The organism is Streptomyces europaeiscabiei (genome assembly GCF_036346855.1).
GTDB classification, from domain to species: Bacteria; Actinomycetota; Actinomycetes; order Streptomycetales; family Streptomycetaceae; genus Streptomyces; species Streptomyces europaeiscabiei.
Genome location: NZ_CP107841.1, coordinates 1926767 through 1940422, shown reverse-complemented (window position 1 = coordinate 1940422; position 13656 = coordinate 1926767). Strand labels below are relative to the sequence as shown.

Genomic DNA, 13656 nt, shown 5'->3' with positions numbered 1-13656 from the left:
GCGAGGCACACGCCATGCTGTGTCTGTCCGGGGGCGCAGCACCTGAAAGCGGCCTCCGGCCGCGGGCCGGCCCCCCGGCCGAACCGAACGCACCCGGCACGCCCCTGCGAGGAGAGTTTCAGTGAACTGGGACGACACGACCGACGACACCGCCTCCGAGCGGCTGGTGGGCTCTGTCGCCGATGGTGAGGACCAGGCCGTCGAGGCCGCCCTGCGCCCCAAGGACCTGGACGAGTTCATCGGTCAGGAGAAGGTCCGCGAACAGCTCGACCTGGTCCTGCGGGCGGCACGCGCGCGCGGGGCCACCGCCGACCACGTCCTGCTCTCCGGTGCCCCGGGCCTCGGCAAGACCACCCTCTCGATGATCATCGCGGCCGAGATGGGCGCCCCCATCCGCATCACCTCCGGCCCCGCCATCCAGCACGCCGGCGACCTGGCCGCGATCCTCTCCTCCCTCCAGGAGGGCGAGGTCTTCTTCCTCGACGAGATCCACCGCATGTCCCGGCCGGCCGAGGAGATGCTGTACATGGCGATGGAGGACTTCCGCGTCGACGTGATCGTCGGCAAGGGCCCCGGCGCCACGGCGATCCCCCTCGAACTGCCGCCCTTCACCCTGGTCGGCGCCACCACGCGCGCGGGACTGCTGCCGCCGCCGTTGCGCGACCGCTTCGGCTTCACCGCACACATGGAGTTCTACGAGCCCGCCGAGCTGGAGCGGGTCATCCACCGTTCGGCGAACCTCCTCGACGTCGAGATCGACACGGACGGCGCCGCCGAGATCGCGGGCCGCTCGCGCGGCACGCCCCGTATCGCCAACCGTCTGCTGCGCCGTGTACGGGACTACGCGCAGGTCAAGGCGGACGGCTTCATCACCCGCGACATCGCCGCGGCCGCCCTCGCCGTGTACGAGGTGGACGCCCGCGGCCTCGACCGCCTCGACCGGGGCGTCCTCGAAGCCCTGCTCAAGCTCTTCGGCGGCGGACCGGTCGGTCTGTCGACGCTCGCGGTCGCCGTGGGGGAGGAGCGCGAGACCGTGGAGGAGGTCGCCGAGCCCTTCCTCGTCCGTGAGGGACTGCTCGCCCGAACCCCCCGCGGCCGGGTGGCGACACCCGCCGCGTGGGCCCACCTCGGACTCACCCCGCCACGCGCCACGACCGGCGGAAACGGACAACAGGACCTGTTCGGGGCGTGACCGTCTCGTGACGGCGCGGTACTCGCCCGTCATGGAACCCCGGTGACATGCTGTGCGTTGTTCCATCACGGTGGACTCGCTTAGACTCCGCCGATGCCGCCCCTGTCGGCAGCACACATACCCCCAACCATCAGGCCGCTCGCCATCGCGGTCATGTGAAGGAAGTTCCGACCCGTGAGTCTCGTGACCCTCCTCCCGTTCATCGTGCTCATCGGGGCCATGATCCTGATGACCCGATCGGCCAAGAAGAAGCAGCAGCAGGCCGTCGACATGCGGAACCAGTTGCAGCCCGGTTCCGGCGTCCGCACGATCGGGGGCATGTACGCGACCGTCAAGGAGGTCAGCGAGGACACGCTGCTCCTCGATGCCGGGCCGGGCGTCGAGCTGCTGTTCGCCAAGAACGCCATCGGTGCCGTCCTCAGTGACGAGGAGTACAACCGCATCGTCCACGGCATCGAGCACGACCTGAAGTCCGACGTCGTCCCGGACGACGCCTCCTCCCTCACCGAGACCGACGAGCCCTCCGACGACGCTTCCGCCGCTTCCGACGACAAGCCCATCGACCTCGGCAAGAAGGACGCGTCCGACGACGCGACCGACGAGACCGCCGAGTCGAAGGCCGCCGACAAGGCCGCCGAAGCAGAGCCGAAGAAGACCGACGGCGAGTCCGACGCGAAGTAGTCACGTCCCGGGAGTGCGAGCGAGAACCGCCCGCGCCCCGGGCACGTGCCGTTTTCGCCCGGATTCCCGACACCAGTCATGGCCGCCATCGCGCTGACCCCGCGCACGGCGGCCCGAGAGGGAGTACGAGAAGGTGGCAGCACCGAAGAAGGGCCGGAGCGCCAGCGCCCAGAGCAAGCCTGGGCGCGCGCTGGCCCTCATCCTGATCGCCCTTGTGGCGCTCACCGGGGGAATGTTCGCCTCCGGACACACCACTCCGCGTCTCGGCATCGACCTCGCCGGTGGTACGAGCATCACACTGACGGCGATCAACGAGCCCGGCGAGCGCGACGCGATCAACAAGACCAACATGGACACCGCGGTCGAGATCATGAACCGCCGTGTCAACGGTCTGGGCGTGTCCGAGGCAGAGGTCCAGACCCAGGGCCGTGACAACATCATTGTCAACATTCCCAAGGGCACGGATTCCGAAGAGGCCCGGGACCAGGTCGGCACCACCGCGAAGCTGTACTTCCGCCCGGTTCTGCAGAGCCAGATCGGCACCGGAGCGACCCAGACCCCGAGCGGCTCGCCGAGCACCAGCACCAGCCCCAGTGGCAGCGGCTCGCCGAGCCCGTCGAGCTCCGACGGCAAGGACGAGGCGACCTCGCCCGAGTCCGGTGACACCGCCGGCCCGTCGTCCTCCGCCACGTCCCAGGGCCGTGCGGTCACCGACGCGCTGAAGGCCAGCCCCACGCCCTCCGGCAGCGGCTCCGCGTCCGCCAAGGCCTCCGACGGCGCCTCGCCGTCGGCGAGCCCGAGCGTCGACGCGGCGACACAGGCGCTCCAGGCCGAGTTCGCCGCCCTCGACTGCAACGACCCCAAGCAGCGCGCCAAGGCCGGCAAGGGCAAGACCACCGACATCGTCGTGGCCTGTGGCCAGGACAACGGCAGCTGGAGCAAGTTCGTGCTCGGCCCGGTCGGGGTCGACGGCACCGAGGTCGACAAGGCCCAGGCGCTGCTCGACACCCAGAACGGCACCGGCTGGCAGGTCGTCATGGACTTCGACTCCAAGGGAGAGAAGAAGTTCGCCGACATCACCGGCCAGCTGGCGACCCAGACCTCCCCGCAGAACGAGTTCGCGATCGTCCTCGACGACGAGGTCGTCTCCCACCCCTACGTGCGCGCGGCGGTCACCGGCGGCAAGGCCGAGATCTCCGGCAGCTTCACGCAGGACGAGGCCCAGAACCTCGCCAACATGCTGTCGTACGGCGCGCTCCCGCTGACCTTCAAGGAATCCAGCGTCACCACCGTCAGCCCCGCGCTCGGCGGTGACCAGCTGCACGCCGGCCTGATCGCCGGTGCGATCGGTCTGGCCCTGGTCATGATCTACCTGGTCGTCTACTACCGCGGCCTGTCACTGATCGCCATCGCCTCCCTGCTGGTGTCGGCGGCACTGACCTACGTGCTCATGGCGCTGCTCGGCCCGACCATCGGCTTCGCGCTGAACCTCCCGGCCGTCTGCGGTGCGATCGTCGCGATCGGTATCACGGCGGACTCGTTCATCGTGTACTTCGAACGCGTACGGGACGAGATCCGCGAAGGCCGCACGCTGCGCCCCGCCGTCGAGCGGGCCTGGCCGCGTGCCCGGCGCACCATCCTGGTCTCCGACTTCGTGTCGTTCCTCTCCGCGGCGGTGCTCTTCATCGTCACCGTCGGCAAGGTCCAGGGCTTCGCGTTCACGCTCGGTCTGACGACCGTGCTCGACGTCGTGGTCGTCTTCTTCTTCACGAAGCCGCTGCTGACGCTGCTGGCCCGCACGAAGTTCTTCGGGAACGGCCACACCTGGTCCGGTCTCGACCCGAAGCGACTGGGCGCCCGGCCGCCGCTGCGCCGCACCCGCCGTCCCGCCGTCCCCGCCGACCCGAAGGAGGCCTGAGATGTCGAAGCTCGGTGACCTCGGAGCCCGACTCCACCGCGGCGAGGTCGGTTACGACTTCGTCGGCAACCGCAAGATCTGGTACGGCGTCTCGATCCTGATCACCATCACGGCCATCCTCGGCCTGGCGGTGCGCGGCCTGAGCATGGGCATCGAGTTCCAGGGCGGCGCCGTCTTCACCACGGAGCGGACGAGCGTCTCGGTCACCCAGGCCGAGACGTACGCGGAGGAGGCCTCAGGCCACGACGCGATCGTGCAGAAGCTCGGCAACGACACCCTGCGCATCCAGATCTCCGGCGTGGACACGGCCAAGTCCGACGAGATCAAGCAGGAGCTCGCCAAGGACCTCAAGGTCGACGCGGACACGATCAACGCAGACCTGGTCGGCCCCAGCTGGGGTGAGCAGATCGCCACCAAGGCCTGGCAGGGCCTCGCGATCTTCCTGGTCCTCGTGGTGATCTATCTGGCGATCGCGTTCGAGTTGCGCATGGCCATCGCCGCGTTCGTCGCCCTGATCCACGACATCACCATCACGATCGGCATCTATGCCCTCGTCGGCTTCGAGGTGACGCCGGGCACGGTGATCGGTCTGCTCACGATCCTCGGTTACTCGCTCTACGACACGGTCGTCGTCTTCGACAGCCTCAAGGAGCAGACGAAGGACATCACCAAGCAGAACCGCTGGACGTACGCCGAGATCGCCAACCGTTCGATCAACAGCACCCTGGTGCGCTCGATCAACACCACGGTGGTCGCGCTGCTGCCGGTCGCCGGTCTGCTGTTCATCGGTGGCGGTGTCCTCGGCGCGGGCATGCTCAACGACATCTCGCTGTCGCTGTTCGTCGGCCTCGCGGCCGGTGCGTACTCGTCGATCTTCATCGCCACGCCGCTCGTCGCCGACCTCAAGGAGCGCGAGCCGCAGTTGAAGGCACTCAAGAAGCGCGTACTCGCCAAGCGGGCCCAGGCCGAGCACGACGAGGAGCCGGAGGCCGACGGTCCGTACGACGACGAGTCGGCGGACGCCACCCCCGCGGTGGTCGGCCCGCGCGCCCAGCCGGGGAGCCGCAGCCGCGGCCGGGGTGGTAAGCGGCGATGACGGACATCAAGGAGCTGTTGCTCAGCCGCATCCGTGACGTCGCGGACCACCCGGAGCCGGGCGTGATGTTCAAGGACATCACCCCGCTGCTGGCCGACCCTGCGGCGTTCACCGCGCTGACGGACGCGCTGGCGGAGCTGACCGTGCGGCACGGCGCCACGAAGATCGTCGGCCTGGAGGCCCGGGGCTTCATCCTGGGAGCCCCGGCCGCGATCCGGGCCGGCGTCGGCTTCATCCCCGTACGCAAGGCGGGCAAGCTCCCCGGAGCCACGCTCAGCCAGGCCTACGACCTGGAGTACGGCTCCGCCGAGATCGAGGTGCACGCCGAGGACCTGGCCGTGGGCGACCGCGTCATGGTCATCGACGACGTCCTCGCCACCGGCGGTACCGCCGAGGCCTCCCTCCAGCTGATCCGCCGCGCGGGCGCCGAGGTCGCCGGCGTCGCGGTGCTGATGGAGCTGTCCTTCCTGACGGGCCGGCAGCGCCTGGAGTCCGCGCTGGCCGGAGCCCCGCTGGAGGCCCTGATCACCGTCTGACCCACAGCGTGACGACCACACGACGGGCGCCCCGGGATTCTTCCCGGGGCGCCCGTCGTGTCGCGCCCGGTGAACGGAACGCTCCCGCGCCCCTCCGCGCCACCCCACCGGCCCGCCGAGCGCGCTCCGAAGGGCCGAGGGGAACCGCGCGAGCAACCACACACGGACCGTACCGACCCAGCACCGACCGACCCACCGGACGCCCCGTTGCGCACGGCCTCGAGGCGGCCCCAGGAATCCGCTGCGCGCCCCTCGTGTTCCATGGGTAGACGTCCCTCACAGTGGCCTGAAGGCGAGTCCGGGACGCGGGATCGCTACCATGGGTGCTCCGGAGCCTGACCGGGGGACCCGGATCGCGTACGAGGAGTCCTCTTGGCAGACGAGGCCCAGCACCTGACCGCCGCCAAGCCCGAGTCCGCCTCGGGCCCCGCGGCCAAGCCCGCGCAGGACGCGACGCACCCCGCGACGACGTCCGCGCAGGGCCCGGTCGAGCATGCCCAGTCCGCGCCCGCCGACAAGGCCGCCGGCCCGGCGCGCCCCAAGCCAGCCTCGGCAGAGAGCCCCGCGCCCGCGCCCACTCCGGCGCCCCCGGCCCGGCCCGCCCCCACGGGCCAGCCGGCGCGCTCCGGCTCCTCCAACCGCGTGCGTGCCCGCCTCGCCCGCCTCGGCGTGCAGCGCTCCAACCCGTACAACCCGGTCCTGGAGCCGCTGCTGCGGATCGTCCGCGGCAACGACCCGAAGATCGAGACGGCGACACTCCGTCAGATCGAGAAGGCCTACCAGGTCGCCGAGCGCTGGCACCGCGGCCAGAAGCGCAAGAGCGGCGACCCGTACATCACGCACCCCCTCGCCGTCACCACCATCCTCGCGGAGCTGGGCATGGACCCGGCCACTTTGATGGCCGGGCTCCTGCACGACACGGTCGAGGACACCGAGTACGGCCTCGACCAGCTCCGCCGCGACTTCGGTGACTCCGTCGCCCTCCTCGTCGACGGCGTCACGAAGCTGGACAAGGTCAAGTTCGGCGAGGCCGCCCAGGCCGAGACCGTGCGCAAGATGGTCGTCGCCATGGCCAAGGACCCCCGCGTCCTGGTCATCAAGCTCGCCGACCGCCTGCACAACATGCGCACCATGCGCTACCTCAAGCGCGAGAAGCAGGAGAAGAAGGCGCGCGAGACCCTGGAGATCTACGCGCCGCTCGCCCACCGCCTGGGCATGAACACCATCAAGTGGGAACTGGAGGACCTCGCCTTCGCGATCCTCTACCCCAAGATGTACGACGAGATCGTCCGGCTGGTGGCCGAGCGGGCACCGAAGCGTGACGAGTACCTGGCCATAGTGACCGACGAGGTCCAGCAGGACCTGCGGGCAGCCCGCATCAAGGCGACCGTCACCGGCCGCCCGAAGCACTACTACAGCGTCTACCAGAAGATGATCGTCCGCGGTCGCGACTTCGCGGAGATCTACGACCTGGTCGGCATCCGCGTCCTGGTGGACACCGTCCGTGACTGCTACGCGGCCCTGGGCACCGTCCACGCCCGCTGGAACCCGGTTCCGGGGCGGTTCAAGGACTACATCGCGATGCCCAAGTTCAACATGTACCAGTCGCTGCACACGACGGTCATCGGGCCCAACGGCAAGCCGGTCGAACTCCAGATCCGGACGTTCGACATGCACCGCCGCGCCGAGTACGGCATCGCCGCGCACTGGAAGTACAAGCAGGAGGCCGTCGCCGGCGCCTCCAAGGTGCGCTCGGACCAGCCACGGACCACCGGCAAGGACGACCACCTCAACGACATGGCCTGGCTGCGTCAGCTGCTGGACTGGCAGAAGGAGACCGAGGACCCCGGCGAGTTCCTGGAGTCCCTGCGCTTCGACCTGTCCCGCAACGAGGTCTTCGTCTTCACGCCGAAGGGTGACGTGATAGCGCTGCCGGCCGGCGCCACGCCCGTGGACTTCTCGTACGCGGTGCACACCGAGGTGGGCCACCGCACCATAGGAGCCCGCGTCAACGGACGCCTCGTCCCGCTGGAATCGACCCTGGACAACGGCGACCTGGTGGAGGTCTTCACCTCCAAGGCGGCCGGGGCCGGACCGTCCCGGGACTGGCTGAACTTCGTGAAGTCGCCGCGGGCCCGCAACAAGATCCGGGCCTGGTTCTCCAAGGAGCGCCGCGACGAGGCCATCGAGCAGGGCAAGGACGCCATCGTCCGCGCGATGCGCAAGCAGAACCTGCCGATCCAGCGCATCCTCACCGGCGACTCGCTCGTCACCCTCGCTCACGAGATGCGCTACCCGGACATCTCCGCCCTCTACGCGGCCATAGGCGAAAGCCATGTCTCCGCGCAGAGCGTGGTGCAGAAGCTCGTCCAGGCCCTCGGCGGCGAGGAGGCCGCCACCGAGGAGATCGACGAGGCCGTACCGCCCACCCGCAGCCGCAAGCGGCGCGGCAACAACGACCCCGGAGTCGTGGTCAAGGGCGTCGAGGACGTCTGGGTCAAGCTGGCCCGCTGTTGTACGCCCGTCCCCGGCGACCCCATCATCGGCTTCGTCACCCGCGGCAGCGGCGTATCGGTGCACCGCAACGACTGCGTCAACGTCGAGTCGCTCTCACGCGAGCCCGAGCGGATCCTCGAGGTCGAGTGGGCGCCCACGCAGTCCTCGGTCTTCCTCGTCGCCATACAGGTCGAGGCCCTGGACCGCAGCCGTCTGCTGTCGGACGTCACCCGAGTCCTGTCCGACCAGCACGTCAACATCCTGTCCGCAGCCGTCCAGACGTCCCGCGACCGCGTCGCCACCTCCCGCTTCACCTTCGAGATGGGCGACCCGAAGCACCTGGGCCACGTCCTGAAGGCCGTACGCGGTGTGGAAGGCGTCTACGACGTGTACCGGGTGACGTCGGCGCGGAGGCCCTAGCTAGGGCGGGGGCCGGTGAAGAGCGGGCGGCAAGCCGACGATACGAGTGGGGCTCCCGTACGAACCGTACGGGAGCCCCACTCTTATCCGGCTGTCGACGTCAGCCGCCGAACTCCTGCAGACCCTTCAGCGCCTGGTCCAGCAGGGCCTGACGGCCGTCGAGCTCACGCTGGAGCTTGTCGGCCCTCGCGTTGTTGCCCTGGGCGCGGGCCGCCTCGATCTGACTGCCCAGCTTGTCCACGGCGGCCTGGAGCTGGCCCGTGAGACCGGCGGCGCGGGCGCGGGCCTCCGGGTTGGTGCGGCGCCACTCCGTTTCCTCGGCCTCCTGGATGGCCCGCTCGACCGCGTGCATCCGGCCCTCGACCTTCGGGCGGGAGTCACGCGGGACATGGCCGATGGCCTCCCACCGCTCGTTGAGCGAGCGGAAGGCGGCACGCGCCGTCTTCAGATCCGTCACCGGCAGGATCTTCTCCGCCTCCCCGGCCAGCTCCTCCTTGAGCTTGAGGTTCTCCGACTGCTCCGCGTCACGCTCGGCGAACACGGAGCTGCGGGCGGCGAAGAAGACGTCCTGGGCCCCGCGGAAGCGGTTCCACAGGTCGTCCTCGTGCTCACGCTGGGCGCGTCCGGCGGCCTTCCAGTCGGCCATCAGCTCGCGGTAGCGCGCCGCCGTGGGACCCCAGTCGGACGAGTTCGACAGCGCCTCGGCCTCCGCGACCAGCTTCTCCTTGGTCTTGCGGGCATCCTCGCGCTGCGCGTCGAGCTGCGCGAAGTGGGCCTTGCGACGCTTGGAGAACGCCGAGCGGGCGTGCGAGAAGCGGTGCCAGAGCTCGTCGTCGGACTTGCGGTCCAGCCGCGGCAGACCCTTCCAGGTGTCCACCAGTGCCCGCAGCCGCTCACCGGCGGACCGCCACTGGTCGGACTGGGCGAGCTCCTCCGCCTCGGTGACCAGGGCCTCCTTGGAGTGCCGGGCCTCGTCGGACTGCTTCGCCCGCTGCTGCTTGCGCTCCTCGCGGCGCGCCTCGACCGTCTCCACGAGTCTGTCCAGCCGCACCTTGAGCGCGGCCAGGTCACCGACCGCATGATGCGCGTCCACCTGCTCGCGAATGTGATCGATCGCGACCTGAGCGTCCTTCGCCGACAGATCGGTGGTCTTCACCCGCTTCTCGAGGAGGCCGATTTCGACGACCAAGCCCTCGTACTTGCGCTCGAAGTAGGCCAGCGCTTCCTCGGGGGAGCCTGCCTGCCAGGAACCGACGACCTGCTCGCCGTCGGCCGTACGCACGTACACGGTCCCCGTCTCGTCGACGCGGCCCCACGGGTCGCTGCTCACAGCGCCTCCTCCACATGATGCCTGCAAGGAGCCTCAGCGCCCCCGAGCATCGTCCACAGTTTCGTCACGGCCAACATAGGCGACCGGCGGGTTGCCTGTCCGCATCCCGCGCGACCGAAATTTCACTGTTGGAGGTCAGGACTTCTTGACAGTCGCCTTGTTGATCACAACGGTCGCATTGGGCGTCCCATCACCCATCCCCGTGTTCTCACCGGCCTTGGCGATCTTGGTCAGGACCTTCATCCCCGCCTCGGAGATCGTGCCGAACGGTGTGTAGTTGGCCGGCAGCGGACTGTCCTGGAAGACGAGGAAGAACTGGCTGCCACCGCTGTTCTTGCCCTCACCCGTCTGCCCGTTGAACTGGTTCGCCATCGCGACCGTGCCCGCCGGGTACACATCGCCCTTCAGACGCGAGTCCTTGAGGTTCTCGTCCGGGATCGTGTAGCCGGGACCGCCCATGCCGGTGCCCTGCGGGTCACCGCACTGCAGCACGTAGATGCCCTGCGTGGTGAGGCGGTGGCACTTGGTGTGGTCCAAGTAGCCCTTGTTCACCAGGAAGTCGAACGAGTTGACCGTGTGCGGGGCCTTCGCCGCGTCCATCGTTATGGGGATGGAACCGCAGGTCGTCTGCAGATCCATCGTGTACTTCGCGGTCTTGTCGATGGTGATCGCGGGTTCCTTCTTGAAGGTGAGCTTCTCCACCTTGCCCGCAGCCGCCTTCTCGCACGGGTCCGGCGCCTTGCTGGCACTGGGCGAGGCGCTGGGGGTCACCTCCGCGCCGGCGTTGTCCTGCTTGTCGTCACCCTTGAGGACGTCGGTCGTGTACAGCGCCACGCTGCCCACCAGGATCACACCGAGCACCGAGGCGATCACGGCGTTGCGGACATGGGCCTTGCGTCGCGCGGACGTACGCCGCTGCTGCTGCCGCAAGAACTTCTCCCGGGCGAGCTGACGCCGCCGCTGATCCTGGCTGACCACGGGGTTCTCTCCTCATGAGTCTGTATGTCGACGGGTGTGTCGCGCGTCCGTTGAGTCGACTGTTTGCGTGTGACCCGTACCGTATATGGGTTCGCTGGGGAAACGGCAGCGCCGGTAGGCTCTGATCCACAGCAACCCACCACCCTCGTACGACACAAGAAGGACGATCGTGCTCATTGCCGGGTTCCCCGCCGGGGCCTGGGGGACCAACTGTTATCTGGTCGCCCCCGCCGCGGGTGAGGAGTGCGTGATCATCGACCCGGGCCACCAGGCCACCCAGGGTGTCGAGGAGACGCTGAAGAAGCATCGGCTCAAGCCCGTCGCCGTCGTCCTCACCCATGGCCACATCGACCACGTGGCCTCGGTCGTCCCGGTGTGCGGCGCGCACGACGTACCGGCGTGGATCCACCCCGAGGACCGGTACATGATGAGCGACCCCGAGAAGGCGCTCGGCCGTTCCATCGGCATGCCGCTCATGGGCGAGCTGACCGTGGGGGAGCCGGGTGACGTCAAGGAGCTGACCGACGGCGCTCGGCTGGAGCTGGCCGGTCTGGAACTGTCCGTCGCGCACGCGCCCGGCCATACCAAGGGGTCGGTGACGTTCCGGATGCCCGAGAACACGGAGATCCCCTCCGTGTTCTTCTCCGGGGATCTGCTCTTCGCCGGCTCCATCGGACGCACCGACCTGCCCGGCGGTGACATGGCCGAGATGCTCGATTCGCTGGCCCGCGTGTGCCTGCCGCTCGACGACTCGACCGTGGTGCTGTCCGGCCACGGCCCCCAGACGACCATCGGCCAGGAGCGCGCCACCAACCCGTATCTGCGGCAGGTGGCCGCCGGCGGCCAGGGAGCCCCCTCGGCTCCCCGACGAGGAATGTGACGAGAGACCTTCCGTGAGCACCTTTCAGGCCCCTAAGGGCACGTACGACCTGCTGCCGCCCCGCTCCGCGACGTTTCTCGCGGTCCGTGAGGCGATCGCCGGCCCGCTGCGCAACTCCGGGTACGGCTACGTCGAGACGCCCGGTTTCGAGAACGTCGAGCTTTTCGCGCGCGGTGTCGGTGAGTCGACCGACATCGTGACCAAGGAGATGTACGCCTTCGAGACGAAGGGCGGCGACAGGCTGGCCCTGCGCCCCGAAGGCACCGCGTCCGTACTGCGCGCCGCGCTGGAAGCGAACCTGCACCGCCAGGGCAACCTCCCCGTCAAGCTCTGGTACTCGGGCTCGTACTACCGCTACGAACAGCCGCAGGCCGGTCGCTACCGCCACTTCTCCCAGGTCGGCGCCGAAGCCATCGGTGCCGAGGACCCGGCCCTGGACGCCGAGTTGATCATCCTGGCGGACCAGGCGTACCGCTCGCTGGGGCTGCGGAACTTCCGCATCCTGCTCAACAGCCTGGGCGACAAGGAGTGCCGTCCCGTCTACCGGGCCGCCCTGCAGGAGTTCCTGCGCGGCCTGGACCTGGACGAGGACACGCTCCGCCGTGCGGAGATCAACCCGCTGCGGGTCCTCGACGACAAGCGCGGGGACGTCCAGAAGCAGCTGACCGACGCCCCGCTGCTGCGTGACTACCTCTGCGACGCCTGCAAGGCGTACCACGAGGAGGTGCGCGGGCTGATCACGGCGGCGGGCGTCTCCTTCGAGGACGACCTCAAGCTGGTGCGCGGCCTGGACTACTACACCCGCACGACCTTCGAGTTCGTCCACGACGGCCTCGGCTCGCAGTCCGCGGTGGGCGGCGGCGGCCGCTACGACGGCCTCTCCGAGATGATCGGCGGCCCCGCGCTGCCGTCGGTCGGCTGGGCCCTCGGCGTCGACCGCACCGTCCTGGCCCTGGAGGCGGAGGGCGTCGAGCTCGAACTCCCCGCCGCCACCAGCGTGTTCGCCGTCCCGCTCGGCGAGGAGGCCCGCCGCCTGCTGTTCGCCAAGGTCACGGAGTTGCGCAAGGTGGGCATCGCGGCCGACTTCTCGTACGGCGGGAAGGGGCTGAAGGGCGCGATGAAGAACGCCAACCGGAGCGGTGCGCGCTACACCGTCGTGGCCGGGGAGCGCGACCTGGCCGAAGGCGTCGTCCAGCTCAAGGACATGGAGTCCGGCGAGCAGGTCGCCGTCGGCGTGAACGAGATCGTGGCGGAGCTGGAGGCCCGGCTCGGCTGAGTCGAACCCTTGTCGCCCCTGCCGCCCTGTACGGGTGGCAGGGGCGACTTTTATGTCCAGCGAACGGTGCGCGCGCGAGGGTGTACGGCACAATGACCGTGCCCCAGAGGCCCCTTCGAAGCTATGGAATCGACGTGATGAGCAAGACGACAGTCAAGGACGTCTCCGCCGCCGAGCGGGAACACACCGTGGTCCCACGCACGGTGGGCGGCAGTCGTGCCTTCGCGATCCTGCTGCTGATCACCGGCGCGGCCGGGCTGCTCGCGTCCTGGGTCATCACGATCGACAAGTTCAAGCTGCTCGAGGACCCGGACTTCATCCCTGGCTGCAGCCTCAACCCGGTCGTCTCCTGCGGCAACATCATGAAGAGCGACCAGGCCTCCGTCTTCGGGTTCCCCAACCCGATGCTCGGCCTCGTCGCGTACGGCATCGTCATCTGCGTCGGCATCAGCCTGCTCGCCCGCGCGACCTACCCGCGCTGGTACTGGCTGACCTTCAACGCGGGCACCGCCTTCGGCGTCGGCTTCGTGACCTGGCTGCAGTACCAGTCGCTGTACAACATCAACTCGCTCTGCCTGTGGTGCTGCCTCGCCTGGGTCGCCACGATCCTGATGTTCTGGTACGTCACGTCCTCCAACATTCGTCACGGCTTCCTGCCCGCGCCCGGCTGGCTGAAGAACTTCTTCGGCGAGTTCACCTGGGTCCTGCCCGTGATGCACATCGGCGTCATCGGCATGCTGATCCTCACCCGCTGGTGGGACTTCTGGACCAGCTGACGGCCCCGGACGGCCGTCGGCGGCCCCGGGCACCGGCCGACCGTACCGGCCGACCGTACCGGCCGACCGTACCGGCC

Annotated in this window: 11 protein-coding genes; 9 read left to right on the top strand and 2 right to left on the bottom strand. The window is 69.1% G+C overall.

Annotated elements, in window-relative coordinates:
- The first annotated feature begins 121 nt into the window (after window positions 1–121).
- The 6 genes from ruvB to OG858_RS08215 all read left to right on the top strand — a co-directional run bounded on the left by ruvB (window position 122) and on the right by OG858_RS08215 (window position 8339).
- Window positions 122–1192 (top strand): Holliday junction branch migration DNA helicase RuvB, encoded by a 1071-nt coding sequence (gene ruvB / locus OG858_RS08240; protein ID WP_086748859.1) that lies wholly within the window; start codon window positions 122–124, stop codon window positions 1190–1192.
- 174 nt (window positions 1193–1366) lie between these two features.
- Window positions 1367–1873, top strand: coding sequence for a preprotein translocase subunit YajC (yajC, locus tag OG858_RS08235; RefSeq protein WP_319063118.1), 507 nt, complete (start codon window positions 1367–1369; stop codon window positions 1871–1873).
- A gap of 133 nt (window positions 1874–2006) precedes the next feature.
- Window positions 2007–3791, top strand: a complete 1785-nt coding sequence (gene secD, locus OG858_RS08230) for a protein translocase subunit SecD (RefSeq protein WP_319265564.1) — start codon at window positions 2007–2009, stop codon at window positions 3789–3791.
- Between the two features lies 1 nt (window position 3792).
- Entirely contained in the window at window positions 3793–4887 is a 1095-nt protein-coding gene (gene secF / locus OG858_RS08225) for a protein translocase subunit SecF (RefSeq protein ID WP_086748862.1), read from the top strand.
- Window positions 4884–5423: an adenine phosphoribosyltransferase gene (locus OG858_RS08220; RefSeq protein ID WP_046704895.1), complete on the top strand. Its 540-nt coding sequence runs from the start codon at window positions 4884–4886 to the stop codon at window positions 5421–5423. Before secF ends, OG858_RS08220 begins: the two co-directional genes overlap by 4 nt.
- Window positions 5424–5795: 372 nt before the next feature.
- A complete protein-coding gene (locus OG858_RS08215) occupies window positions 5796–8339 on the top strand; it encodes a RelA/SpoT family protein (RefSeq protein ID WP_319067357.1) in 2544 nt (847 codons plus the stop codon).
- 100 nt (window positions 8340–8439) lie between these two features.
- On the opposite strand, the gene OG858_RS08210 is transcribed toward OG858_RS08215, so the two are convergent.
- Both OG858_RS08210 and OG858_RS08205 read right to left on the bottom strand, forming a co-directional pair.
- On the bottom strand, window positions 8440–9669 hold the full coding sequence (locus OG858_RS08210; protein ID WP_086750981.1) for a DUF349 domain-containing protein: 1230 nt from the start codon (window positions 9667–9669) through the stop codon (window positions 8440–8442).
- A gap of 135 nt (window positions 9670–9804) precedes the next feature.
- Window positions 9805–10647, bottom strand: coding sequence for a peptidylprolyl isomerase (locus OG858_RS08205; protein WP_086750980.1), 843 nt, complete (start codon window positions 10645–10647; stop codon window positions 9805–9807).
- Window positions 10648–10816: 169 nt separating this feature from the next.
- Between OG858_RS08205 and OG858_RS08200 the strand changes: the two genes are divergently transcribed.
- The 3 genes from OG858_RS08200 to OG858_RS08190 all read left to right on the top strand — a co-directional run bounded on the left by OG858_RS08200 (window position 10817) and on the right by OG858_RS08190 (window position 13579).
- On the top strand, window positions 10817–11527 hold the full coding sequence (locus tag OG858_RS08200) for an MBL fold metallo-hydrolase (protein ID WP_319317333.1): 711 nt from the start codon (window positions 10817–10819) through the stop codon (window positions 11525–11527).
- A 13-nt stretch (window positions 11528–11540) separates the two neighbouring features.
- Complete coding sequence (gene hisS, locus OG858_RS08195) at window positions 11541–12803, top strand: histidine--tRNA ligase (protein WP_086750977.1); 1263 nt, start codon at window positions 11541–11543, stop codon at window positions 12801–12803.
- Window positions 12804–12940: 137 nt separating this feature from the next.
- Window positions 12941–13579 carry a vitamin K epoxide reductase family protein gene (locus OG858_RS08190; RefSeq protein WP_319265567.1) on the top strand — a complete coding sequence of 213 codons (639 nt, stop codon included), beginning with the start codon at window positions 12941–12943 and terminating at the stop codon, window positions 13577–13579.
- The last annotated feature ends 77 nt before the right edge of the window (window positions 13580–13656 follow it).